The organism is Pseudarthrobacter leeuwenhoeki (genome assembly GCF_055412885.1).
Window position 1 is genome coordinate 57962 of sequence record NZ_JBVAYY010000008.1, and the last position, 24347, is coordinate 82308.

General features: G+C 68.2%; 21 protein-coding genes and 1 pseudogene. 16 read left to right on the forward strand and 6 right to left on the reverse strand.

Annotated elements, in window-relative coordinates; all coding sequences use genetic code 11:
* The first annotated feature begins 120 nt into the window (after window positions 1-120).
* The 13 genes from pyrR (at window position 121) to ACZYX4_RS08750 (ending at window position 15496) form a co-directional block, all read left to right on the forward strand.
* The gene (gene pyrR, locus ACZYX4_RS08690) at window positions 121-735 is read left to right on the forward strand and encodes a bifunctional pyr operon transcriptional regulator/uracil phosphoribosyltransferase PyrR (RefSeq protein ID WP_463875137.1); all 615 of its coding nucleotides are present in this window, start codon (window positions 121-123) and stop codon (window positions 733-735) included.
* Window positions 732-1775: an aspartate carbamoyltransferase catalytic subunit gene (locus tag ACZYX4_RS08695; protein ID WP_463875138.1), complete on the forward strand. Its 1044-nt coding sequence runs from the start codon at window positions 732-734 to the stop codon at window positions 1773-1775. Before pyrR ends, ACZYX4_RS08695 begins: the two co-directional genes overlap by 4 nt.
* Entirely contained in the window at window positions 1775-3151 is a 1377-nt protein-coding gene (locus ACZYX4_RS08700) for a dihydroorotase (protein WP_463875139.1), read from the forward strand. The genes ACZYX4_RS08695 and ACZYX4_RS08700 overlap by 1 nt, the downstream gene beginning before the upstream one ends.
* Window positions 3151-3669, forward strand: a complete 519-nt coding sequence (locus ACZYX4_RS08705) for a PH-like domain-containing protein (protein ID WP_463875141.1) — start codon at window positions 3151-3153, stop codon at window positions 3667-3669. Before ACZYX4_RS08700 ends, ACZYX4_RS08705 begins: the two co-directional genes overlap by 1 nt.
* Window positions 3650-4909: a glutamine-hydrolyzing carbamoyl-phosphate synthase small subunit gene (carA, locus tag ACZYX4_RS08710; RefSeq protein ID WP_463875142.1), complete on the forward strand. Its 1260-nt coding sequence runs from the start codon at window positions 3650-3652 to the stop codon at window positions 4907-4909. Before ACZYX4_RS08705 ends, carA begins: the two co-directional genes overlap by 20 nt.
* Window positions 4909-8271: a carbamoyl-phosphate synthase large subunit gene (gene carB / locus ACZYX4_RS08715; RefSeq protein ID WP_463875143.1), complete on the forward strand. Its 3363-nt coding sequence runs from the start codon at window positions 4909-4911 to the stop codon at window positions 8269-8271. Before carA ends, carB begins: the two co-directional genes overlap by 1 nt.
* A 4-nt stretch (window positions 8272-8275) precedes the next feature.
* Window positions 8276-9178 (forward strand): orotidine-5'-phosphate decarboxylase, encoded by a 903-nt coding sequence (gene pyrF / locus ACZYX4_RS08720; RefSeq protein WP_463875144.1) that lies wholly within the window; start codon window positions 8276-8278, stop codon window positions 9176-9178.
* Between the two features lie 117 nt (window positions 9179-9295).
* A complete protein-coding gene (mihF, locus tag ACZYX4_RS08725; RefSeq protein ID WP_463875145.1) occupies window positions 9296-9631 on the forward strand; it encodes an integration host factor, actinobacterial type in 336 nt (111 codons plus the stop codon).
* 23 nt (window positions 9632-9654) lie between these two features.
* Window positions 9655-10227 (forward strand): guanylate kinase, encoded by a 573-nt coding sequence (gene gmk, locus ACZYX4_RS08730; RefSeq protein ID WP_463875146.1) that lies wholly within the window; start codon window positions 9655-9657, stop codon window positions 10225-10227.
* A gap of 39 nt (window positions 10228-10266) precedes the next feature.
* Window positions 10267-10527, forward strand: coding sequence for a DNA-directed RNA polymerase subunit omega (rpoZ, locus tag ACZYX4_RS08735; protein ID WP_011692102.1), 261 nt, complete (start codon window positions 10267-10269; stop codon window positions 10525-10527).
* Between the two features lie 25 nt (window positions 10528-10552).
* Complete coding sequence (gene coaBC / locus ACZYX4_RS08740; RefSeq protein WP_463875147.1) at window positions 10553-11833, forward strand: bifunctional phosphopantothenoylcysteine decarboxylase/phosphopantothenate--cysteine ligase CoaBC; 1281 nt, start codon at window positions 10553-10555, stop codon at window positions 11831-11833.
* A gap of 78 nt (window positions 11834-11911) precedes the next feature.
* On the forward strand, window positions 11912-13147 hold the full coding sequence (metK, locus tag ACZYX4_RS08745; protein ID WP_463875148.1) for a methionine adenosyltransferase: 1236 nt from the start codon (window positions 11912-11914) through the stop codon (window positions 13145-13147).
* A gap of 183 nt (window positions 13148-13330) precedes the next feature.
* A complete protein-coding gene (locus ACZYX4_RS08750; protein ID WP_463875149.1) occupies window positions 13331-15496 on the forward strand; it encodes a primosomal protein N' in 2166 nt (721 codons plus the stop codon).
* Between the two features lie 157 nt (window positions 15497-15653).
* Here ACZYX4_RS08750 and ACZYX4_RS08755 read toward each other — a convergent pair whose 3' ends face one another.
* Window positions 15654-15860, reverse strand: a complete 207-nt coding sequence (locus ACZYX4_RS08755; RefSeq protein WP_463875322.1) for a hypothetical protein — start codon at window positions 15858-15860, stop codon at window positions 15654-15656.
* Window positions 15861-15917: 57 nt separating this feature from the next.
* Window positions 15918-16007 (reverse strand): annotated as a pseudogene (locus tag ACZYX4_RS08760) (ClpX C4-type zinc finger protein); the annotation flags it as partial.
* Window positions 16008-16175: 168 nt separating this feature from the next.
* Here ACZYX4_RS08760 and ACZYX4_RS08765 point away from each other — a divergent pair.
* Window positions 16176-17423, forward strand: coding sequence for an MFS transporter (locus ACZYX4_RS08765; protein WP_463875150.1), 1248 nt, complete (start codon window positions 16176-16178; stop codon window positions 17421-17423).
* Between the two features lie 59 nt (window positions 17424-17482).
* On the opposite strand, the gene ACZYX4_RS08770 is transcribed toward ACZYX4_RS08765, so the two are convergent.
* From ACZYX4_RS08770 to ACZYX4_RS08785, 4 genes are all read right to left on the reverse strand, one after another.
* Window positions 17483-18607, reverse strand: coding sequence for a glycosyltransferase family 4 protein (locus ACZYX4_RS08770; protein WP_463875151.1), 1125 nt, complete (start codon window positions 18605-18607; stop codon window positions 17483-17485).
* Window positions 18604-19533, reverse strand: a complete 930-nt coding sequence (locus ACZYX4_RS08775; RefSeq protein WP_463875153.1) for an alpha/beta fold hydrolase — start codon at window positions 19531-19533, stop codon at window positions 18604-18606. The genes ACZYX4_RS08770 and ACZYX4_RS08775 overlap by 4 nt, the downstream gene beginning before the upstream one ends.
* Before the next feature lie 10 nt (window positions 19534-19543).
* Window positions 19544-20422, reverse strand: coding sequence for an aldo/keto reductase (locus ACZYX4_RS08780; RefSeq protein ID WP_463875154.1), 879 nt, complete (start codon window positions 20420-20422; stop codon window positions 19544-19546).
* 62 nt (window positions 20423-20484) lie between these two features.
* Window positions 20485-21447 (reverse strand): sugar-binding transcriptional regulator, encoded by a 963-nt coding sequence (locus ACZYX4_RS08785; protein WP_463875155.1) that lies wholly within the window; start codon window positions 21445-21447, stop codon window positions 20485-20487.
* 125 nt (window positions 21448-21572) lie between these two features.
* Here ACZYX4_RS08785 and ACZYX4_RS08790 point away from each other — a divergent pair, with 125 nt between their 5' ends.
* Together ACZYX4_RS08790 and ACZYX4_RS08795 are read left to right on the forward strand one after the other, a co-directional pair.
* Window positions 21573-23384: a glycerol-3-phosphate dehydrogenase/oxidase gene (locus ACZYX4_RS08790; RefSeq protein ID WP_463875156.1), complete on the forward strand. Its 1812-nt coding sequence runs from the start codon at window positions 21573-21575 to the stop codon at window positions 23382-23384.
* A 163-nt stretch (window positions 23385-23547) separates the two neighbouring features.
* Window positions 23548-24297, forward strand: coding sequence for an MIP/aquaporin family protein (locus ACZYX4_RS08795; protein ID WP_463875158.1), 750 nt, complete (start codon window positions 23548-23550; stop codon window positions 24295-24297).
* Window positions 24298-24347 lie beyond the last annotated feature (50 nt).

The following is a 24347-nucleotide window of genomic DNA, read 5'->3' on the forward strand; positions in this document are numbered from 1 at the left end:
CCGTGTGAGCCTAAACGCATGCCGGCGGGGCCGGTGCGTCGACGCTGCTGTGGTAATTTGGGAGCGCAAACAATCCTTTTTTAATTCCGTCCCGTGAGGCGGGGAAAGGGGAGACGAGCGTTGACTTCTGTTCCAGAAGCACCGGTTCCGGCCAGGGTTGTACTCACCCGAGTGGTACTCAACCAGGCCGACATTGACCGTGCACTCACTCGAATCGCCCATGAAATCCTTGAGTCGAACAAGGGCTCCCAGGACCTGGTCCTGCTGGGCATCCCGCGCAGGGGCTACCCCCTCGCCGTCCGGCTTGCCGCCAAGATTGCCGCCGCCGATCCCACCGTTGACCCCGCCGCGATCGTGGGCCAACTGGACGTGACCATGTTCCGGGACGATCTCTCGCACCAGGGAATGCGCCCGCCGTACCCCACCCAGCTTCCCCGCACCGGCATCGACAACAAGGTCGTGGTGCTCATTGACGACGTCCTGTATTCCGGCCGGACCATCCGTGCCGCCCTCGACGCGATCATTGACCTGGGCCGCCCGCGCATCGTCCGCCTCGCGGTGCTGATCGACCGCGGCCACCGGGAACTGCCCATCCGCGCGGACCACGTCGGCAAGAACCTCCCCACCTCCTCCTCCGAGAAGGTCCGGGTCCGGCTCGCTGAAACGGACTCCGCCGGCAGCGGGGGAATGGACGGCGTTCCCGTCAACGAAGTGGTCATCGAGGCCACCGCGTGAGGCACCTGCTCTCCACCGAAGACCTGAGCCGGTCCGACACCATCCGTATCCTCGACACCGCCGAGGAAATGGCGGCCGTGGGGGAGCGTGAAGTCAAAAAACTTCCCACCCTGCGCGGCCGCACCGTCGTGAACCTGTTCTTCGAGGACTCCACCCGTACCCGGATCTCCTTCGAAGCCGCCGCCAAACGGCTCTCCGCCGACGTCATCAACTTCGCTGCGAAGGGCTCCTCCGTTTCCAAGGGTGAATCCCTCAAGGACACGGCCCAGACGCTCTCCGCGATGGGGGCCGACGCCGTCGTCATCCGGCACTGGGCCTCCGGCGCCCCGCACCGGCTCGCCGCCACGGACTGGATCGACGCCGCCGTCATCAACGCCGGCGACGGCACCCACGAACACCCCACCCAGGCGCTGCTGGACGCCTTCACCATGCGCCGGCACTGGTCCAAGCTGGCCGGCACCCCGTCCGCGGGCGCTGACCTCACGGGCATGCGGGTTGCGATCGCCGGGGACGTGCTGCACTCCCGGGTGGCCCGCTCCAACGTCTGGCTGCTGCGCACCCTCGGCGCCGAAGTCACCCTCGTCGCCCCGCCGACGCTGCTGCCGATCGGCGTCGACAAGTGGCCGTGCAGCGTCAGCTACGACCTCGACGAGACCCTCGCCCGGGGCGTCGACGCGATGATGATGCTCCGTGTGCAGGGCGAACGGATGAACGCCTCCTTCTTCCCCACCACCCGCGAATACTCGCGCCGCTGGGGCTTCGACGACAACCGGCTCCGCACCCTGGACGCCCTGGGCCTCAAGGACACCATCATCATGCACCCCGGGCCGATGAACCGCGGCCTGGAGATCTCCTCCGCCGCGGCCGACTCGCCCCGCTCCACGGTGCTGGCCCAGGTCCGCAACGGCGTGTCCATCCGCATGGCAGCCCTCTACCTGCTGCTCTCCGGGGACACCCGCGAACCGGCGCACCAAGCGAACTCCACCTCTTCCACCCCCGCAGAGAACACCTCCGCCCACGCCACCAAGGAGAGCCACTAATGGCATCACAGCAACAGGACGCAGGCACCGGCGCCTACCTGATCCGCGGCGCCGCCATCCTCGGCGGAGCCCCTGAAGACCTCCTGATCCGCGACGGGATCATCGCCGAACGCGGCCGGAACCTCTCCGCCGACGGCGCGACCGTCATCGAGGCCGCCGGACTCGTGGCCCTGCCCGGCATGGTGGACATTCACACCCACCTGCGTGAACCCGGCCGCGAAGACGCCGAAACGGTCGAGACCGGCACCCGCGCCGCAGCCCTGGGCGGCTACACGGCCGTGCACGCGATGGCGAACAGCACTCCGGTGGCGGACACTGCCGGCGTCGTCGAACAGGTCCTCACCCTCGGCCGCACCGCCGGCTGGGTGGACGTCCGCCCGGTCGGCGCGGTCACCGTCGGCCTCGCGGGGGAGCAGCTCGCCGAACTCGGCGCGATGGCCGACTCCCGCGCCCGCGTCCGGGTCTTCTCCGACGACGGGATCTGCGTCCACGATCCCGTCCTGATGCGCCGGGCGCTGGAATACGTCAAGGCGTTCGACGGGGTCGTGGCCCAGCACGCGCAGGAACCGCGGCTCACCGCCGGAGCGCAGATGAACGAGGGCGAGGTCTCCGCGGTCCTCGGCCTCACCGGCTGGCCCGCCGTCGCCGAGGAAAGCATCATTGCCCGCGACGTGCTGCTCGCCCAGCACGTCGGCTCCCGGCTGCACGTCTGCCATGTTTCCACGGCCGGATCCGTGGAGATCATCCGCTGGGCCAAGTCCCGCGGCGTCAACGTCACGGCCGAGGTCACCCCGCACCACCTCTGGCTCACGGACGAACTCGCCCGCAGCTACGACCCGGTCTACAAGGTCAACCCGCCGCTGCGCACCGACGCCGATGTCCAGGCCCTGCGCGCGGCACTGGCCGACGGCACGATCGACGTCGTGGGCACCGACCACGCCCCGCACCCGAGCGAGCACAAGGAATGCGAGTGGGCCCAGGCTGCCATGGGCATGACCGGGCTGGAGACTGCCCTGTCCGTGGTGCAGCACACCATGATTGAAACCGGGCTGATGGGCTGGGCGGACTTCGCCCGGGTCACCTCCACCGCGCCCGCCGCGATCGGCCGGCTGGCGGACCAGGGCCGCCCGCTCGACGCCGGCGAACCCGGCAACGTCACACTCGTGGACCCGGCTGCGCGCTGGACCGTGGACCCTTCTAAGATGGCAACCATGGGCCGTAATTCTCCGTTTGCCGGCCGGGAACTTCCCGGCAAGGTGGTGGCGACGTTCTTCAAGGGCCACCCCACCGTCCTCGACGGCAGACTCAACACCCCGTACCGGTGGCTCCCCGAGGCACCGGAGCTGCCCGGAGCCGCAGCGGCAGGCCGCAACTGATGGATAAGCTGCCCTTTTTTATGATCATGCTGGCCCTCGCAACCGGCATTTTCGCCCTGCTGGCGGTCGGCTGGCGGAACCGGCTGCGCCGCCAGGCCGACGTCGACCCGCTGCCGGGGATCCCGGCGGAACTGGGCGCGGCGCTGGCCGCCGCCGACGGCCAGTACGTGGCCTCCACCACCGCCGGCGACTGGCTGGACCGCATTGCCGTGCACAATCTGGGCATCCGCACCAACGCTGAACTCAGCGTCCACCCGGAGGGCGTGTTGTTCGACCGCTCCGGCGCCGGACCGGTCTTCATCCCGGCCGCCAGCCTCACCGGGGTGCGGCAGGAAAGCGGTATGGCCGGCAAGTTCGTCGAAAAGGACGGGCTGCTGGTGCTCAGCTGGATGCTCGGCAGCCGTGAACTGGATTCCGGTTTCCGCACCCGGCACGCCGACGACAAAACCATCCTCCTCAACGCCCTGCAAGATTTGATCCCCGCGGCCCCCCAGGCCGATGCCGATAGTGGAAAGTAACGACGTGACGGACTCCAACACAGTGACAGCAACAGCAGCAGCATCCACCCCCGCGGCCCTGGTCCTGGAGGATGGCCGCATCTTCCGCGGCACCAGCTACGGCGCCACCGGAACCGCCCTCGGCGAGGCCGTGTTCGCCACCGGCATGACCGGCTACCAGGAGACCATCACGGACCCCTCCTACGCCCGCCAGCTGGTGGTCCAGACGGCACCGCACATCGGCAACACCGGCGTGAACAAGGACGACGCCGAGTCCCGGCGGATCTGGGTGGCCGGGTACATCGTCCGCGACGCCGCCCGCCGGCCTTCCAACTGGCGCTCCGAAGGGTCCCTGGACGATGAGCTGATCGACCAGGGCATCGTGGGGATCCAGGGCGTGGACACCCGCGCCATCACCCGCCACCTGCGCGAACACAAGACCATGCGCGCCGGGATTTTCTCCGGCGACGCGGTCCGCGCCACGGACCAGGAGCTCGTGGACACCGTCCTGGCGAGTGCCCCGATGGAGGGCTCACGCCTGGCCGAGGAAGTCAGCGTGGACGAGGCCTACACCGTGGAGCCCAGGGACTGGGGCTGGGACGGCGAGCCGCGGTTCAGCATTGCCGCCATCGACCTGGGGATTAAGCGGATGACGCCGATCCGGTTCGCCGAACGCGGCGTCCGGGTGCACGTGCTGCCGGCCACGGCCACGCTGGCCGACGTCCAGGCGGTCAACCCCGACGGCTTCTTTATGTCCAACGGCCCGGGCGACCCCGCCACCGCCGACAACCAGGTCAAGCTGCTCCGCTCCGTCCTGGACGAGAAGATCCCGTACTTCGGCATCTGCTTCGGCAACCAGATCCTGGGCCGCGCCCTGGGCTTCGGCACCTACAAACTGCGTTACGGCCACCGCGGCATCAACCAGCCCGTGATGGACCGCCGTACCGGCAAAGTCGAGATCACCTCGCAGAACCACGGGTTCGCCGTCGACGCCCCGCTCGAGGGCGCCACGCAGGCCCCCGAGGAGCGCTTCGGCCGCGTCGAGGTCAGCCACGTGAGCCTCAACGACGACGTCGTCGAAGGCCTGTCGTGCCTGGACATCCCGGCCTTCTCGGTCCAGTACCACCCCGAGGCCGCCGCCGGACCGCACGACGCCGCGTACCTCTTCGACCGCTTCATCGAACTGATGGCGGACGCTTCTTCAAAGACAAAGACAGAAACAAAGACTGCCACCGAATCCAAGACTGAGGACACGAAGTAATGCCCAAGAGAACTGACCTTAAGAGCGTCCTGGTCATCGGCTCCGGTCCGATCGTGATCGGCCAGGCCGCCGAATTCGACTACTCCGGCACCCAGGCACTGCGCGTCCTCAAGGAGGAAGGCCTCCGCGTCATCCTCGTCAACTCCAACCCGGCCACCATCATGACCGACCCGGAGTTCGCCGACGCCACCTACGTCGAGCCGATCACCCCCGAGGTGGTCGAGAAGATCATCGCCAAGGAACGCCCCGACGCGCTCCTGCCCACCCTGGGCGGCCAGACCGCACTCAACACCGCCATCGCACTGGACAAGAACGGTGTGCTGGAGAAGTACAACGTCGAGCTGATCGGCGCCAACATCGCCGCGATCGAACTCGGCGAGGACCGCCAGAAGTTCAAGGGCGTCGTGGAACGCTGCGGCGCGGAATCGGCCCGCAGCCACATCATCCACACCATCGACGAGGCCATCGCCGCCGCCGAGGACCTCGGCTACCCGATGGTGGTCCGGCCCTCCTTCACCATGGGCGGCCTGGGTTCCGGCCTCGCCTACGACGAGAACGACCTCCGCCGGATCGTCGGCCAGGGGCTGCAGTACAGCCCCACGTCCGAGGTGCTGCTTGAAGAGAGCATCCTGGGCTGGAAGGAATACGAGCTCGAGATGATGCGCGACAAGAACGACAACGTCGTGGTCGTCTGCTCCATCGAGAACTTCGATCCGGTGGGCGTGCACACCGGCGACTCGATCACCGTTGCCCCGGCCCTGACCCTGACGGACCGCGAGTACCAGCGCCTGCGCGACATTTCCATCGCCGTCATCCGCGAAGTCGGCGTCGACACCGGCGGCTGCAACATCCAGTTCGCCATCGAGCCCGACACAGGCCGCGTCGTCGTGATCGAGATGAACCCGCGCGTCTCCCGATCCTCCGCCCTGGCCTCCAAGGCCACCGGCTTCGCGATCGCCAAGATTGCCACCAAGCTCTCCCTCGGCTACACCCTCGACGAGATCCCGAACGACATCACCCAGAAGACCCCGGCGTCCTTCGAGCCGACCCTGGACTACGTCGTCGTGAAGGTCCCGCGGTTCGCCTTCGAGAAGTTCCCGGCGGCGGACCCCACCCTGACCACCACCATGAAGTCGGTGGGCGAGGCCATGGCCATGGGCCGGAATTTCACCGAAGCCCTGCAGAAGGCGCTGCGCTCCCTCGAACAGAAGGGCTCCCAGCTGGATTTCAGCCACGTCCCGGAATGGGAAGTCGCGGAGCTGATCGAGAAGTCCAAGCGGCCCACGACGGAGCGCCTGCACCAGGTCCAGCGCGCGCTGCTCGGCGGCGCCACCGTGGAGCAGCTCTTCGAAGCCACGAAGATCGACCCCTGGTACCTGGACCAGCTCCAGCTGCTGAACGAGATCTCCGTCGAGATCCGCAAGGCCGCCGCCCTGACTCCGGAGATGCTGACCCGCGCCAAACGCCACGGCTTCTCCGACGAGCAGATCGGCGCCCTGACGCACAACTCCGAGGACGTCGTCCGCGGCGTCCGGCAGGCCCTGGGCATCCGCCCGGTCTACAAGACCGTGGACACCTGCGCCGCCGAATTCGCTGCGTACACCCCGTACCACTACTCCTCCTATGACGAGGAGGACGAGGTGGCCCTGCACGCCAAGCCGTCCATCATCATTCTCGGATCCGGCCCCAACCGGATCGGCCAGGGCATCGAGTTCGACTACTCCTGCGTGCACGCCTCGATGGCGCTGCGCAAGGCCGGCTACGAGACCGTGATGGTCAACTGCAACCCCGAGACCGTGTCCACCGACTACGACGTCTCCACCCGGCTGTACTTCGAGCCGCTCACCCTGGAGGACGTGCTCGAGGTCATTGCGGCCGAGGAACGCACCGGCGGCGTGATGGGCGTCTTTGTCCAGCTTGGCGGCCAGACCCCGCTCAAGCTCGCCCAGCAGCTCGCCGACGCCGGTGTGCCGATCCTCGGCACCTCCCCGGAAGCGATCGACCTCGCCGAGCACCGCGGCGCCTTCTCCCGGGTGCTCGACAAGGCCGGGCTCATCTCGCCGAAGAACGGCACCGCCGTGTCGTTTGAGGACGCCAAGAAGATCGCCGACGAAATCGGCTACCCGGTCCTGGTCCGGCCCTCGTATGTGCTCGGCGGCCGCGGCATGGAGATCGTCTACGACGAGCCCAACCTCTCGCGCTACATCGCCAACGCCACCGAGATCACCACCGAGCACCCGGTGCTGATCGACCGGTTCCTCGAGGACGCCGTCGAAATCGACGTCGACGCCCTCTACGACGGCACCGAAATGTACCTCGGCGGCATCATGGAGCACATCGAGGAAGCCGGCATCCACTCCGGCGACTCGGCCTGCGTGCTGCCGCCCATCACCCTGGGCAACAACGTCCTGGAGCGGGTCCGCACGGCGACGCTGGCGATCGCCGAGGGCGTGGGTGTCCGCGGCCTGATCAACATCCAGTTCGCCCTGGCCTCCGACGTGCTCTACGTCCTGGAAGCCAACCCGCGGGCCTCCCGCACCGTGCCGTTCGTCTCCAAGGCGACCGGCGTGCAGATGGCCAAGGCGGCTGCCCTGATCGGCACCGGCGTCACCATCAATCAGCTCCGCACGGCCCACAAGATGCTGCCGGAAACCGGCGACGGCTCCACGCTGCCCCTGGACGCCCCGGTCTCGGTCAAGGAAGCCGTGCTGCCGTTCAGCCGCTTCCGCACCCCGGAGGGCAAGGTCGTGGATTCGCTCCTCGGGCCGGAAATGCGGTCCACGGGCGAGGTCATGGGTATCGACAAGCACTTCGACACCGCCTTCGCCAAGAGCCAGGCCGCCGCCAACAACGCGCTGCCCACCGAAGGCAAGATCTTCGTGTCCGTCGCCAACCGGGACAAGCGCTCGGTCATCATGGGAGTCAAGCGGCTCGTTGACCTCGGCTTCGAGATCGTCTCCACCGGCGGCACCGCCGATGTGCTGCGCCGCAACGGCATCCAGGCCACCCCGGTCCGGAAAGTCGCCGAGGGTTCCAGCGCCGAGGGCGAGGGCACCATTGCCGACCTCGTCATCGCCGGGGAGATCGACATGGTCTTCAACACCCCTTCGGGCGGCGAGGCACGCAGCGACGGCTATGAGCTGCGGGCCGCCGCGACGTCGATCGGTATCCCGTGCATCACCACGGTCGCCGAGTTCAACGCCGCGGTCCAGGCCATCGAGGCGCTGCGCACCTACGAGTGGTCGGTCACGAGCCTGCAGGAGCACGCCGCCGCGCTGGCGGCATCGCAAAAAGCAGCCTCGCACGAACGGGTTGCACAGGAAAAGATCGCGCACGAAAAAGTGGCGCAGAATGCCGGCTGACGGCATGCCTGAGGGCACCACCACGGCCGGCCGGGAGTCCTTCGGCTCCCGGCTGGGCCGGGCCATGGCGGACCGCGGTCCGCTGTGCGTCGGGATCGACCCGCACCCGGCGCTGCTTGGCAGCTGGGGGCTGAACGACGACGTCGCCGGGCTGGAGCGGTTCTCGCTCACCGTCCTGGAGGCGGTGGCCTCGCTGGCTGCCGCGGTCAAGCCGCAGGTGGCGCTCTACGAGCGGCACGGCTCCGCGGGCATGGCCGTGCTGGAACGCACCCTCGCCGCGGCGGCGGACGCGTCTGTGCTGACCATCGCCGACGCCAAGCGTGGCGACATCGGTTCCACCATGGCCGCCTACGCCGACGCCTGGCTGCGGGACGGTTCCGCCCTGGCCGCAGACTCGGTCACGTTGAGCCCGTACCTGGGCTTCGAATCGCTCCGGCCGGCCCTGGACCTCGCGGCGCAGACCGGCCGCGGCGTCTTCGTCCTGGCGCTGACGTCCAACCCCGAGGGCGCATCCGTCCAGCACGTCGGCGGCGCGGACTCCGTGGCCCGCCGGATCGTCCGGGCCGCAGCCGCGGAGAACCGGCGGTACGCCGGGGAGCTGGGTTCAACGGGCCTCGTGGTCGGCGCGACTGTCGGCTCCGCGCTGACGGACCTGGACCTGGACCTCGCTGCGGTGCGCGGCCCGATCCTGGCCCCGGGCCTCGGCGCCCAGGGCGCCACAGCCGCGGATTTGCGCCGCACGTTCGGCAGCGCCTACGGCCAGGTGCTCGGAACATCCAGCCGCGACATCCTCGGCGCCGGCCCGCGGATCCAGGACCTGCGCGACGCCGCCCGGCGGACCCTCGAGGAGCTGCGCGCGGCGTCGGTGCTCCCGGCGCAGGGCCGGGCCGGCGGAGAAGTCCATTGATTTCTGCCGCGCCAAGACGGTAGGTTCAGGACAAGTCCGCGGTACCGGCCCGGTGCAGTCCGGCCGGGCCGGCCGGGCCGATCGCACGGTCGGTCCGATAATGCAGGGAGGCATTCAGTGAGTTTGCGACCCCTCACTCCGCAGGAGCGTGCCGATGCCCTGGGCAAGGCTGCCGCCGCCAGGACCACCCGGGCCACCGCCAAGGACCGGCTCAAGAGCGGGGAGCTGTCCATTGCGGAATTGCTCCGCGCCGGAGAGACTGACGACGCGATCGCCCGGATGCGGATCGTGGAACTGCTCGAGGCGCTTCCGGGCATCGGGCAGGTGCGTGCCGCGGCCATCATGGAACAGCTCGGCATCGCGGCGTCGCGCCGGGTCCGTGGCCTGGGAATTCACCAGCGCCGGGCGCTGGTAGATTTTATAGACGACAAACAGCCCGGTCCGCCGCGCTGACTCAATCCCGCCCGAAGGAATATGTGAGCAACAACCCGGGACTGACAGTCCTCGCCGGCCCGACGGCAGTCGGCAAAGGCACCGTGTCCACCTACATCCGGGACAATTATCCCGGCGTCTGGCTTTCCGTCTCGGCGACCACCCGGCCCCCCCGGCCCGGCGAAGTCGACGGCGTACATTACTTCTTCAAATCAGCCGAGGAGTTTGATTCCCTGCTGGAGAACGGCGAACTCCTGGAGTGGGCCGTGGTCCACGGACGCAACCGCTACGGCACCTTGCGCAGCACGGTGGACGCCGCGATTGCCGACGGCCGTTCGGTGCTCCTGGAGATCGACCTGCAGGGTGCCCGGCAGGTCAAGCAGGCTGTGCCCGATGCCCAGTTTGTCTTCCTGGCGCCGCCGAGCTGGGACGAAATGGTCCGCCGCCTGGTGGGCCGCGGCACGGAAACAGCGGAAGAACAGCAGCAGAGGCTGGAAACCGCTAAACTAGAACTTGCCGCTGAACCGGAGTTTGACCACACCGTCATCAATGATGACGTTCGACGGGCAGCGGACGAGCTTGTTTCACTCATGGGGCTGACCCCGAACCCACGCTAGGCGCCGGGACGTATCGGCCCGTTAGAATTTGGAGAATTCGTGTCCACGAACCTTGAAGGCATCATCAACCCGCCGATCGACGAGCTGCTGAAGGCTGCCGATTCGAAGTACGGACTGGTGATTTTCGGCGCCAAGCGCGCACGCCAGATCAATGCGTACTACGCCCAGCTGCACGAGGGCCTGTTCGAGTACGTCGGCCCGCTGGTCGACACCAAGCTGAACGAGAAGTCGCTCTCCATCGCGCTGCGCGAGATCAACGAAGGCAAGCTCGTTTCCACGCCGATCGAACCTGCAGAGTAATTACGCAGTCACAGGCGGAGCTCACGTGCGCATAGTCCTCGGAGTCGGGGGAGGGATAGCCGCCTACAAGGTGGCGTCGCTCCTCCGGCTTTTTACTGAAGCCGGCCATGACGTCACCGTCATCCCCACGGAGGCCGCGACCCGCTTTGTCGGCGTCGCCACGTGGGAAGCCCTGTCCGGGCATCCGGTGAGCAACAGCGTCTTCGACGAGGTGCACACGGTCAACCATGTCCGCCTCGGCCACGAAGCCGAGCTGATCGTGGTGGCCCCTGCCACCGCCGATCTGCTGGCACGCGCTGCCACCGGCCAGGCCAACGATCTCCTGAGCAACACCCTGCTGATGGCCGGCGGCTGCCCGGTGCTGATGGCCCCGGCCATGCACACCGAGATGTGGCAGCACCCGGCGACCCAGGCCAACGTCGAGACACTCCGCAGCCGGGGGGTCACCGTGCTCGAGCCCGCTTCCGGCAGGCTCACCGGTTCGGACTCGGGACCGGGCCGGCTGCCCGAACCCGACGCCATCTTCGCCGCGGCCCTGGTTCTTGCCGGTGCGCCGTCGGTGCCCGCGACGGCCCCGCTGCTGGCGTCGGATGCCGTGCTGCCTTCCCTGCGGGGCCCGCTGGCCGGGCTCACCGTCACGGTCAGCGCCGGTGGCACCCGCGAACCCCTGGACCCCGTCCGGTTCCTTGGCAACCGTTCCTCCGGCAAGCAGGGGGTGGCGCTGGCCGCCGCCGCCCGCGACGCTGGAGCCAGGGTCCGGCTGCTGGCCGCCCACATGGACGTCCCGCCGCCGCCCGGCGTGAACGTGGTCAGGGTCGAAACCGCGCTGGAGCTCCGCAAGGCCGCCCTGCACGCTGCCGCCGACTCCGACGTCATCATCATGGCCGCGGCCGTCGCGGACTTCCGTCCGGCGGATGTCTCCGGGACGAAAATCAAGAAGCGCGACGGCGTCGGCGATCCTGTCATCTCCCTGGTCCGGAACCCGGACATCCTTCGCGAACTTGTTGAGGTCCGGGATGCGGCCTCCCGCAACCAGCTGATCGTCGGTTTCGCGGCCGAGACCGGCGACGCGGATGGCGATGTGCTGGACTACGCCGCGGCCAAGTTGCGCCGCAAGGCCTGCGATCTGCTGGTGGTCAACCACGTGGGGCAGGACAAGGTCTTCGGTGAGGACACCAACTCCGTAGTCATCCTTTCCCGTTCCGGCTCCGAACCCCAAGCGGCGTCGGGTTCCAAATCCGACGTTGCGGCTGTCGTGATTGACCGCGTCAGCGCCGAGCTGAGCCGGGTTCTCCCGCCCGCCTAGAACCGGGGTAAGCAACGTCTCCTGAGCTAGGGGACGCACGCCGCCGGACGTCCGTTTTCCAACCAGTAAGGTAGTTGAGTGACTTTACCGCTGCACATCCCTGACTTTCACGGGTCCACGCCCGCCTCGCTCCGGCTTTTCACGTCCGAGTCGGTGACCGAAGGGCATCCCGATAAGATCTGCGACCAGATCAGCGATGCGATCCTCGATGCCCTGCTGACCAAGGATCCCGAGTCCCGTGTTGCCGTGGAGACGCTGGCCACCACCGGGCTGGTCCACGTCGCCGGTGAGGTCACCACCGACGCCTACGTCGAGATCCCGCAGATCGTCCGGGAAACGATTCTGGGCATCGGCTACGACTCCTCGGCCAACGGTTTCGACGGCGCCCGCTGCGGGGTGTCCGTCTCGATCGGCCAGCAGTCCAACGACATCGCCGGCGGCGTCTTCAATTCGCTTGAGGCCCGCGAGGGACGCCAGGAGGACGACTACGACCTCCAGGGCGCCGGTGACCAGGGCCTGATGTTTGGCTACGCCAGCGACGAGACCCCCTCCTACATGCCGGTTCCGATCTGGCTTGCGCACCGCCTCTCCGAACGGCTTACCGAGGTCCGCAAGAACGGCGAACTCGCCTACCTGCGCCCCGACGGCAAGACCCAGGTCACCGTCGGCTACGACGGCGACCGGCCCGTCTCGGTCGAGACCATCGTGATCTCCAGCCAGCACGCCGAAGGCGCCAGCCTGGACCAGCTCCGCGCCGACCTCGCCGCCCATGTCGTCGACCCGGTCATGGCGCTGTCCAACCTGGACATCTCTCGGGCCAAGAACATCCTGAACCCGGCCGGTGCCTTCGTCATCGGCGGCCCGGTCGGCGACGCCGGGCTCACCGGCCGGAAGATCATCGTTGACACCTACGGCGGCATGGCCCGCCACGGCGGCGGTGCCTTCTCCGGCAAGGACCCGTCCAAGGTGGACCGCTCGGCGGCCTACGCGATGCGCTGGGTGGCCAAGAACGTGGTCGCTGCCGGTCTCGCGAAGCGCGCCGAAATCCAGATCGCCTACGCGATCGGCCAGGCACGTCCGGTGGGAACCTACGTGGAGACCTTCGGCACCGAGACCGTGGATCCCGCCCGGATCAGTGCCGCGATCGCCGAGATCTTCGACCTGCGCCCCCGGGCCATCATCGATGCCCTCGACCTCAAGCGCCCGATCTACGCCAAGACCGCCGCGCACGGCCACTTCGGCCGCGAGGACCCCGACTTCACCTGGGAGCGCCTGGACCGGGTGGATGCGCTGAAGGCGTTCTTCAACGCCTGAGACGTCCGGTCCCTGCCCTGGATTGCAGCCGTGAAAGGCTGTTGTGGAATGCAGTTTTGACTTATTGTCACTGCCCTGTGATGTGCTGTAGCCAGGCCGCCGATCCCGGCGGCCTGGCTGCTCTTCGTTGAGCCGGCGCCTCCTGGGCCGGCACTGACCCGTTGCTGAAGGGAGGACCCCGCGATGAGCCCGATCCACGGCGCGGCAGCCCGGGACGAGCCCCTCCAGCTGTCGCTGCTCCAGGGCTTTCCCGCCTCCGCCACGGCATCCCCCGGCCCGCCCCTCGCCGCCCGGCTTCCGGTGGCCCGGGTGCGGCTTGAGTCATCCCTTCCGCATCTGGACCGGCCGTTCGACTACAGCGTGCCCGCCGGGCTGGACGCCGCGGCCCAGCCAGGTGTCCGGGTGAAAGTGAAGTTCAACGGCCAGGAACTCCCCGGATACCTGATCGAACGGGTCGCCGAATCCGATGCCGGGCACCCTCTCGTCCCGCTGTACAAAGTGGTCTCGCCGGTCCCGGTACTGACGGCCTCCGTCGCGGACCTCGCCTACCGCGTCGCGGCGCGTTACGCCGGCAGCGTCAGCGACGTGCTCCGTGTTGCTGTGCCGCCGCGGATGGCGAAACTCGAGAAGGATCTCGCTCCCGACGGACGCCTGGACCCGTCCCTCTTCGCGGACGGGGCCGACAATGGGGCCGGACCGGCCATCCCCGCCGGGCTGGAAGCTTCCAGCTGGTCCTCCTACCGCAACGGCCCGGCCTTCCTGCAGCACCTGAACGCCGGGGAGTCGCCGCGGGCCGTGCTCAGCGCGCTTCAGGGCTACGGGCCCGGAGGCTGGCCCCGCCTGATTGCCGAGGCCGTGGCAGCCGTGCGCCTGTCCGGCCGCGGCGCCGTCGTCGTCGTGCCCGACTACCGGGACCTGGACCGGGTGGAAGCCGCCCTCCTGCAGCTCCTGCCTGCCGGGGACGTCGCCCGGCTCACCGCGGACGACGGCCAGACCCCGCGCTACCGCAGCTTCCTGCGCATCCTCAGCGGCGCCGCCGGGGTTGCCGTCGGTACCCGTTCCGCTGCCTACGCGCCCGTCCACAATCCTGGCCTGGTGGTCTGCTGGGATGACGGCGACGATCTGCACATCGAGCAGCGCTCACCGTATGCCCATTCCCGGGAGGTCCTGCTGTTGCGCGCCGAGCAGGAGGGCGCCGCGTGCCTGCTCGCCGGGCACACCCGGAGCACCGAAACGCAGCGCCTTGTCGAGGCGGGGTGGGCATGGCCGGTGGAAGCGGACCGCTCTGTCGTCCGCCGGACCGTTCCGCGGGTGCTGAACACCGCGGACAGCTACGAACTCGAACATGATCCGCTGGCCAGGATTGCCCGGCTGCCGGGCGCCGCCTGGCGCGCCGCCAAGGAGGGCCTCGAACGCGGCCCGGTCCTGGTCCAGGTGGCGAGGGCGGGCTACGCGCCATCACTTGCCTGCGACAACTGCCGTGAACCGGCCCGCTGCACGGCCTGCAGCGGGCCGCTGGCCATTGCCGGGGCCAGCGGGAGCTCCGCCGTGCCGCAGTGCCGCTGGTGTTCGGCGCCGGCGCCGGCGTGGCGCTGCGGCACGTGCAACGGGGTCCGGCTCCGGCGGGGCGCCACCGGGGCGCTGCGCACGGCCGAAGAACTGGGCCGCGCCTTCCCGGGCAAACCGGTGATCACCTCGTCCGGGGACCGGGTGCTGGCCACGGTTCCGGATTCGAAAGCCCTGGTTGTGGCCACGGTCGGCGCGGAACCCGTCGCGGCCGGCGGTTACGCGGCGGCACTTCTGCTCGACGGTGATTCTCTGCTGCGGCGAGAGAATCTGCGGGCGGGGGAGGACGCCGTCCGGCGCTGGTTCAACGCCGCGGCCCTGGTCCGGCCCGCGGGTGAGGGCGGTCTTGTGGTCATCACCGCGGACGACGCAGCCGGCGTCGGGGCCCTGCTGCGCTGGGACCCTGCCGGCTACGCCCAACGGGAGTTCTCCCTGCGCCAGGAACTGCAGCTGCCGCCGGCTGTCCGGGTCGCTTCCATCACCGGCGGCCGGACCGCCGTGGGGCACTTCAGCCAGGCTGTCGGGCAGCAGCTCGGGCCGGAGGGGATCGTGCTGCGGACTGCCGGCCCGGCCCCCCTCGTGATGGCCGGCGCCCCCGGCCCGGCAGGAACCCACGGGAAAGCCGCGGGTGCCGCCGATGAGGACGTTCGGACGCTGCTGTTCATCCCCTACGGCAAGGCCGCGCAAGTCACCCGGGCGCTTCGCGCGGTCAAGGTCGCGGCTGCCGCCAAACGCACAGACGACCCGGTCCAGCTGCGGCTCGACGGCGTGGACGTACTCTAGGACTTTCCCGGCCGGGACAGTGCCGGGGTCGCCAGTACGCTGCGGGTTCGCCGTTGCCAACCGGCGACCCCGCAGCTCACCGGCGAGTGGGCCACGGAGCGGCGCGGCGCGCGGTTGGCGGGAGCGAACTGGCGGAGGAGTGTCGGGGCCGGCAGTCTCAGGGTGTGCCGGCCGGGGAGGCGGCGCCAGGGACCCGGAAGCGTTCCCACGCTGACTGGCGGGTCATGCCCAGGGCCGCGCCAATGCGGGCCCAGCTGATTCCTCGGTGACGTGCGGTTCCCACCCAGGCACACAGCCGCTCTTCGACTTGCGTGGCGACGGCGGAAATTTCCGGCAGGTGGGCGAGCAGCTCATCATCAGTCATTCTCGCCCAGGGAGCCTCAGCCGTTGAGCTGTCCGTGCTGCTGAAGAGCTGCATGGATGCCGTGGCGCAGTCCTGGCAGATGGCAACGCCGGGTCCTGCCACCAGAGGACACGAGCTGCCCGCTGATCTTGCACAGAAGCTGCACATCACCGGGCCTTCCAGCGGCAGGTCGACTTCCACGGCATTCTCCTTGAGTACGTTGGCTAACGATGTCCAGTGTAGTTGACATGTCAGGAGTACCCTGACAGATTGTCAGGCGTGACCTTACATCCAGTTGCAGACGCCGGGTGCCGGCCGCCAATCCACACACCACTGATGCGGCTGGTTGCATTCCGGAAGCTATGGATTGCCGGAGCGTTCGAGGGCGCGGGCGACGAAGCAAGCCGCGTCGTGATTCCGATCATTGCTGTCTCGATGCTCGGTGCCGGCGCTCTGGAGGTGGGAGTCATCAACGCCCTGGGCCTGAGTGCCTTTCTGGTCCTGGGCGTCCCGATCGGTGTCTGGGTGGACAGGCTTCGCCTGCGACCCCTGATGATCGCCGCGGACGTGTTCCGGGCACTGGTGGTCCTGAGCGTGCCGGCAGCCTTTATGGCCGGTGTGATGACGATCGGGCACCTGCTGGTCTGCGTCGCGCTGATCAGCGTCGCCGATGTCGTGTTCACCACCGCCCATGGAGCCTTCGTCCCTTCCGTGGTGGGCCGGGAGCAGGTCAGCGACGCCCACGCCCGGCTGCAGTCGGCCGCCAGCATGGTCGCCGTCGGGTCCCCGTCCCTGACGGCGGCGCTGCTCAGCGTCATCGCTGCACCGTTCGCCCTGGTGACGGCGGGGATTTCCTACGCCTTGTCCGCGCTTACCCTCACGGGCATCCAGACCGGTGAAGACATCAACCCACCCCGGATGCACGAGAGGTTCTGGCCGGCGGCACGGGCCGGGTTGTCCTTCACCATCCACCACCCGGTGCTCAGAGGTCTCTTCCTGTCCGGCATGATCCTCAACGCGGCCACCATGTTCGGCAGCGCCGCCACGGCTGTCTACGCCCTCGGCGTCCTGGGGCTCAGCCCCGCTGTTTTCGCGCTGCTTGGCACCTTTGCCGCCCTGGGCGGCTTAGTGGCCTCCTTCGCCGCACCGGCGATCCTGACGCGGCTGGGCATCGGGAGGACCAGGATTCTCGCCGGCGTCCTCTGCGTCCCTGTCGTCTCGCTGACGCCCCTTGCCCCGGTCCTGCCGTGGTTCCCGGCCCTCTGGTTCGGCGCGTCCACGTTCGGGTGGGCCTTCCTCGTCGTGGTCATCTCCGTAGCAGGTGCCGGCATCGTCCCGCGCGTCGCTCCGGCCCACAGGCTGGGAACAGTCCTGGCGAGCAGCCGGCTCTTTGTCCTTGGCATCATGCCGCCCGCCAGCCTTGCCGGGGGCGCCGTGGCCGCGTGGATAGGTGTCCAACCCGTGCTCTGGATCTGGGCCCTGCTCGCCGGCGCCTCGGTTGTCCCCATTGTTTTTTCACCAATGCGGACCTGGCGGGAATTTCCGGTGGTCTCCGACAGCGCAGCCCGCCCAGTGACCGGCTGACTTCGGGCGGGACGTCAACGCCGCCACCGTGGCCCCGCCGCCGGCGCGGAACCGTCATGTCAGGCCGCGGGCTTACCGCCAGGCGAGTGCAACAATCCCAGCCCCGGGCGGCGTGATCGCAGCGCCACGGCCTCTTCGGCGGCGTCCAGCAGCCTGCGGGCGGACTCGTCCCAGCTGAAGACTGCGGCGCGCTCCACCGAGCGGCGCGAACGGGCCTTCCACAGGTCAGGTTCCTCCAGCGCCCGGACCGCCGCGGCGAACTCCGCCGGGGAATCCGGGTGCACGTAGCTGACGGCGTCGCCGCCCACTTCGCGGAAGATCGGGATGTTGCTGGCGATCACGGGAGTGCCGTGGGACATGGCTTCAACGAGGGGCAGTCCGTAGCCCTCCGCCTGGGACAGGCTGACCAGGGCCGTCGTGCGTCCCAGCATGGCCTCGTACTCGGCGTCGGTCACGCCGTTGTGGAAGACGATGTCGGCGCCCGCCGGTGCCATGGCTTCGAGTTCGGCCCGGCGTTCGGGGGTGATCCGGCTGAGCAGGTGCAGGCTCATGTCCGGGAGTTCCGCCATGCCCCGGATCATGGTTTCCACGTTCTTGTACGGCATGAAGGAACCCATGTACAGCAGCGTTTTGTCCGCTCCCGCCCCCGGATCCCGCGGTGTGTGGCCCTGCTGCGGGGCGTTGCCGACGATCCGGACGGGACGCCGGGTGAGCCGGTACTTCGAGATCAGCGCGGCGGTCGTGGAGCTGATGGTGGCGACGACGTCGGCCCTGTTCAGCAGGAGCCGCTGCGGCCAGAACGCTTTGTGGTAAAGCCGCCAGAGGACCCGGACCGGGGCCGGCAGGAAGCCGGGAGGTGCCGGGTGTTCGTAGTAGATGAGGTCATGAAGGGTCAGCACCAGGGCGTATTTCCGGCCCCAGCTGCCCATGGTCTGCATCGGACATACCACCACGTCGGCACCGAGCTTGTTGACCTTGCCCGCGACGAACAGCTCGGCCGGGGACAGCGGGCTGTTGATCAGGGTGTACGGCACATCCGGGAGCATGGCCAGCTGGCGGACGTCGCTGATCAGCATGGAGACATCGGCGATTTTCGCCGCCGCCTCGATCAGGCTGGAACCGTAGCGGCTGATGCCGTCATGGTGGTCCAGTCGGGTGAATCGGGCGTCGATGAGGATGTTCACGCGGAATGGTCCTTCAGGAAGCGGCGGATGAAGTCGGCGGCTGGTTCCGGGGTTTCGTAGTGGATCAGGTGCCCGACGTCGGGGATGACTTCAAGGTACGCGTCCGGCAGCACGGCCAGCAGCCTGTACTGGTCCGTCAGCGCGGCGATCTCGTCCTTTTCCCCGGCAACCAAAAGCACGGGCAGGGTGAGGCCGGGGGCGACTTCTGCCACGTTGCTGCCCACCGAGGCCTTGAATGCCTCCAGCAGGCTTTCCCGGTCCGCGAACGCGGAAAAATAGGCGCTGTGCTGGGCATGCACAAATCGACGGAGCTGTTTGTCCCGGGTCTTCGCCATCGTTTCGCTCATGACCCGGACGATCAGCTGGCTGCGGAGCAGTCCCTGCCCCAGCCGGCGGGGAAGGCGTGCGGCGGCTTCGTAGTACAGGATGGCGATTTTTGTCATAAGCCCCTTGGGCCCCTCCAGGGCGGGAGCGGCAATGGGGTTGACCAGGATCAGCTCCGAGACCGTGCCGGGGTGCGCCGCCACATAATGGCTCGCCACAATGGAGCCAAAGGAGTGGCCCAGCAGGACCGTGTCGGATCCCAGACCCAGGGCTTCCAGGAAGTCGGAGATGAACCGGCCGTAGCGCTCCACGCTGTGTTCGGCACCGACGAAGGCGGCAGAGCCGCCGAAACCGGGGAGGTCGGGCATGATCAGGCGCATCTCGGGGAGCTGGTCGGCTACCCGGAGCAGGCCATGGTGGTCGCCGCGGAAGCCGTGGATGACCAGGATGGTCCGGGTCTCCGGCGTCACCCGGACCGGCTCGTAAGTCCAGTACGCGACCCTGGTCCCGCCGAGGACCACCTCGGAGCCGTGGGTGCGGGCCTCAAGCCCGGCGCTGAACAGGAGAGGGGAGGGGGAGGGCTCGGTGGCCACGGGTTCCATTCGATGGGTCCTAATTGACAGAGTCGGGGTCGGAGCCGGTGCGGAAGCCACGTTCCAGGCCGGACAGGGCGTCCATGGCGGCGTCGTCGAGGCTGAAGCTGAAGACGTTCAAATTCTCTTTGATCCGGGCGAAGGAGCTTGCCTTGGGGATGGTGACATTGCCGAGCTGGACATGCCAGCGGAGGACGATTTGTGCCGGGGTCCTGCCGTGCGCGGCGGCGAGGTCCAGCACCACCGGGTCCTGCAGGACCTGGCCGCGGCCCAACGGGCTCCACGCCTCGGTGGTGATTCCGAGTTCGCGGTGCAGGGTGCGCAGCTCCTCCTGCTGGAGCCAGGGGTGCAGCTCGATCTGGTTGACGGCCGGGACGACTTCCGCGGTCTGCAGCAGGCGGTCCAGGTGGGACGGCTGGAAATTCGAGACCCCGATGGCCCGGGCCCTGCCCTCCCGGTACAGCGTCTCCATGGCGCGGTAGCTCTCGGGATACAGCCCGCGCTGCGGACAGGGCCAGTGGATCAGGTACAAGTCCACGTATTCCAGTCCGAGGTTGGCCATGGACGTGTCGAAGGCGCCCAGCGTGGCGTCGTAGCCCTGGTCGTCGTTCCAGAGCTTGGTGGTGACAAACAGGTCCTCGCGCGAGAGCGAGGGGGAGGACTCGCCGGATCCGCCGCGGGCGCCGTCGCGGCTTGAGAAACCGGACAGCGAGCCAATGCCCCGGCCAACCCCCGTCTCGTTGCCGTACATGGCGGCGGTGTCGAAGTGCCGGTAGCCGGCCTCCAGCGCCATGGTCACGAGTCCGGCGGCGTCCGCGGGGGGCACCTTGTAGAGTCCGAACCCCAGCTGGTCGATCAGTACTCCGTTGTTGAGGCTGAGCCGCGGCGAGGGTTTCATAGCACCGACTTTACCGACTCAGCCACCGGTACTCCCCACGGCACTCCCCACGGCGGGCCGGTTCAGGAGAAGCCGTCGAAGCTGACCAGCCGCCTGGCGCTGGCCTCGTCGAGGATCAGGTCGGTGGCCAGACCCGCGGCAAGGGCGCCGCGCAGGCCGTTGATCTTGGAGGCGCCCGACACCACACAGATCCTCCGGCGCACCTGGCGCAACTGCGCCAGGTCGGGGCCGGTGGAGCGTTCGTTGAGCGTGATGCCGTCCGAGGAACCGTCCGCGCGGAAGAACACCGTGGCCACGTCGCCCACGACGTCGGATGAGGCCAGGACCGCCAGGTCATCTTCATCGAGGTAGCCGCCCGCGTAGACGTGGCTGGGGTAGTCGGCGTCGACCGAGCCGACGCCGAAAATCGCGATGCTCATGCGGGCCTGCAGCTCAAGGACCCGTTGCACACTGCGCTCATTCCACATGGCCCTTTTCGTCGCGGCGTGGTCGAAGAACGCCGGGACCGGGAACTGCTCCACCCGTGCCCCGTAGGCGCTGCCAAAGCGCCGCATGATGTCGGAGGCGTAGGTGATGCCCGTGGTTTGCATGTTGCCCGCCCCGTTGAGCTGGACGATCACACTGTCGTGCGTGATCTTCCGGGTCAGGTGCCGGCTGACAGCGCTCAGGGTGGAGCCCCACGCGACCCCGATGATGGCATTGGAGTCCACCAGCGGGCCGATGGTGCGCGCGGCCTGCATGGCCACGCGGTCCAGTGTTTCCGCTTCATTCAGCGTGTCCACCACCGGAACGACGTGCACGTCGACCTTGTATTCGGCACGGATCATGCTTGCCAGTTCGGGGCCCGTGTCCAGCGGACTGCGGATCTGGATCTGCACCAGCCCCGATTCCCGGGCCGAGGAAAGCAGCCGGGACACCGTGGACCGCGATGTGCGGAGCTCCCGGGCGATCGCGTCCATGGTCAGGTCCTGCAGGTAATATAACTGGGCCGCGCGAAGAGCATCGGAGCTGCGTGAGGGCGTCATCCCATTTCCGTTCTGCACGTTTGTGCATAGAGCTTGACTCCATTTTCCATTAGTCCAAAGAATAGTGTTGAACGGCGGCGCGCCACGCGGTGCGCCGCGCAGAACCAAACCCAAAGGAGCAGTTCTTGGGACAGAAGGATTCAGCCCGCAACCAGGCATCGGCCGGCGAGCGAGCATCGGTGCAGAAGCTGCGGACGCGGCCCCACGCCCAGGTGCTGATCATCGGCGGCGGCATCAACGGAGTGGGCACGTTCCGGGACCTGGCCCTGCAGGGCGTGGACGTCGCCCTCGTGGAGCGCGGTGACTACTGCCAGGGGGCCAGCGGCGCCTCCTCGCACATGATCCATGGCGGCATCCGTTACCTCGAGAACGGCGAGTTCCGGCTCGTCCAGGAATCCGTGGTGGAACGTAACCGGCTGCTGCGCATCGCCCCGCACTACGTGAAGCCGCTCCAGACCACCATCCCCATCTTCAGCACGTTCTCCGGCATCCTTTCCGCTCCGCTGCGCTTCCTGACCCACAAGCAGCAGGGCGCCCCCACGGAACGCGGGGCCTTCCTGATCAAGCTCGGCCTGAGCATGTACGATTTCTTCTCCCGTGACGGCGGCACCGTCCCCCGCCACCAGTTCCGCGGACGCAAGCGGGCACTCGAAGAGCTGCCGCGCCTGCACCCGGGCATCAAGTACGCCGCCACGTACTTTGACGCTTCCGTCCACAACCCGGAGCGCCTGACCCTGGACGTGCTGCAGGACGGCGAGAAGGCAGGTACTGCGGGTGCCAGTGACGCCCGCGCCAGTAATTACCTTTCCCTCGTGTCCGTCCGGGACGGCGCAGGAACCGGGCGTACCGGAAGCACCGTGGAACTCCGCGACGAGCTCACCGGTGGACTCTTCGACTTCACCGCGGACGTCATCGTCAACACCACCGGCGCCTGGGTCGACCAGACCAACCAGGCGATGGGCGCGGCGTCGGCGTTCATGGGCGGCACCAAGGGATCGCACATCGTGCTGGACCACCCGGACCTGCTGGCGGCCTGCAACGGCCGCGAGATCTTCTTCGAACACACCGACGGCCGGATCGTGCTGATCTACCCGATGGGGGACCGCGTCCTGGTGGGCACCACCGACGTCGACGCCGACATGGCTGAGGACGCCGTGTGCACCCAGGCGGAGATCGACTACTTCTTGGACCTGATCGGCCACGTCTTCCCGGACATCGCCGTGGACCGGGAGCAGATCGTCTACACCTTCTCCGGTGTCCGCCCGCTGCCCAGGCATGACGCCACCCAGCCCGGCTTCGTCAGCCGCGACTACCGGATCGAACGCCGCGCCGGTGCCACAACGGGCGCTCGAGCAGGACAGGACGGCGGCGCCGTCGTGCTCAGCCTCGTCGGCGGCAAGTGGACCACCTTCCGGGCCCTCGCCGAACACCTGAGCAACGCCGTCCTCGCCGAGCTAGGGATGGAACGGAAAGTCTCGACGGCGAAACTCGCCATCGGCGGCGGCGCCGGCTTCCCGGACAGCGAGGACGGTGTGCAGCGCTGGATCAAGGGCCACATGGCCGCCGGACGTGACGCGGACCGCACGGCCGGACTGCTGACCCGCTATGGCACCCGCGCAGAGGAAGTCATCGGCTTCCTCGACGCCGCCCCGGGAGCCGCCCCGGACCGGCTCCTGCACTCGACCCGGGAACTCAGCGTCCGCGAGCTGGAGTTCATGGCCCGCAACGAGCAGGTCGGGCACCTGATCGACGTACTGATCCGCCGCACCTCCCTGGCCTTCCGGGGACTGGTGACCGGCGAGCTGCTGAACGAGGTTGCCGACATCCTCTCCGGCCCGCTGGGCTGGGACGCGGCGACGCGGTCGTCCGAGATCACCCACGCTCAGGAGGTGCTCAAGCGGTTCCACGGGGTCCAGGTCCACAGCCTGGTCTCCTGATAGACCTCGGCGCCCGGACGGGGGACGTCCGGGCGCAAGGACTGCGTGGTTCCCCTGGGGGGCCGGCGCAGTGGCCGGCCGGCGGCGGCAGCGCGTTGCCGGCCCAACAGTCCTTCAAACTCGCGAGGGACTGACAACAGAAAATTGAATTGAGGAGTCAAAGATGTCTCTTGAAATAGTTTTCATGTCCGAAGTATTCGGTACCGCAATGCTGACCCTGCTCGGTTGCGGCGTTGTGGCAAACGTTGCACTCAAAGGCACCAAGGGCAACAACGGCGGGTTCCTGATGGTCACCTGGGGATGGGGTGTCGCCGTCTTCGCCGGCGTTTATGTCGCCGTCATGTCCGGTGCACACATTAATCCGGCCGTCACGTTTGGCCTGCTTGTCAACGGCAAGACGGAGTACGCGCCGGGTGTCGCGGTCGACGTCGCCTCCACCTTCACCTACTTTGGCGGTCAACTGCTCGGTGCGTTCCTTGGCGCCGTGGTGATGTGGCTGGCCTACAAGCAGCACTTTGACGCCGAGCCGGAGCCCGCCAGCCAGCTGGCCGTGTTCTCCACCGGTCCGGCGATCCGCTCCGCCGCGTGGAACCTGATCACGGAGATCATCGGCACCTTTGTCCTCGTCTTCGTCATCCTGACCTTCGGCGGGACGCCGTCTGGGCTTGGCCCGCTCGCTGTGGCACTGCTCGTTGTCGGTATCGGCGTCTCCCTCGGCGGCCCCACCGGCTACGCCATCAACCCGGCCCGTGACCTGGGCCCCCGCATCGCCCATGCGCTGCTGCCCATGAAGGGCAAGGGATCCTCAGACTGGAGCTACTCCTGGGTTCCGATCGTCGGGCCGATGGTCGGCGGAGGCCTCGCCGGCCTGGTCGCGGCAGTCGTGCCGATCATCGCCTCCGCAGCCGCCTGACCCACCCACTACGCACTCATTCAACTGCCTGCCATAGACAAGGACGTCAC

Excerpts from the sequence above, each read along its gene's own strand:
- ACZYX4_RS08700 (WP_463875139.1), top strand. The coding sequence starts at position 1,775 with ATGGCATCACAGCAACAGGACGCAGGCACCGGCGCCTACCTGATCCGC.
- ACZYX4_RS08755 (WP_463875322.1), bottom strand. The coding sequence starts at position 15,860 with ATGACTGATGATGAGCTGCTCGCCCACCTGCCGGAAATTTCCGCCGTC.
- ACZYX4_RS08775 (WP_463875153.1), bottom strand. The coding sequence starts at position 19,533 with ATGGAACCCGTGGCCACCGAGCCCTCCCCCTCCCCTCTCCTGTTCAGC.
- ACZYX4_RS08705 (WP_463875141.1), top strand. The coding sequence starts at position 3,151 with ATGGATAAGCTGCCCTTTTTTATGATCATGCTGGCCCTCGCAACCGGC.
- ACZYX4_RS08765 (WP_463875150.1), top strand. The coding sequence starts at position 16,176 with ATGCGGCTGGTTGCATTCCGGAAGCTATGGATTGCCGGAGCGTTCGAG.
- carA (WP_463875142.1), top strand. The coding sequence starts at position 3,650 with ATGCCGATAGTGGAAAGTAACGACGTGACGGACTCCAACACAGTGACA.
- ACZYX4_RS08750 (WP_463875149.1), top strand. The coding sequence starts at position 13,331 with ATGAGCCCGATCCACGGCGCGGCAGCCCGGGACGAGCCCCTCCAGCTG.
- carB (WP_463875143.1), top strand. The coding sequence starts at position 4,909 with ATGCCCAAGAGAACTGACCTTAAGAGCGTCCTGGTCATCGGCTCCGGT.
- ACZYX4_RS08795 (WP_463875158.1), top strand. The coding sequence starts at position 23,548 with ATGTCTCTTGAAATAGTTTTCATGTCCGAAGTATTCGGTACCGCAATG.
- pyrF (WP_463875144.1), top strand. The coding sequence starts at position 8,276 with ATGCCTGAGGGCACCACCACGGCCGGCCGGGAGTCCTTCGGCTCCCGG.
- ACZYX4_RS08780 (WP_463875154.1), bottom strand. The coding sequence starts at position 20,422 with ATGAAACCCTCGCCGCGGCTCAGCCTCAACAACGGAGTACTGATCGAC.
- ACZYX4_RS08785 (WP_463875155.1), bottom strand. The coding sequence starts at position 21,447 with ATGACGCCCTCACGCAGCTCCGATGCTCTTCGCGCGGCCCAGTTATAT.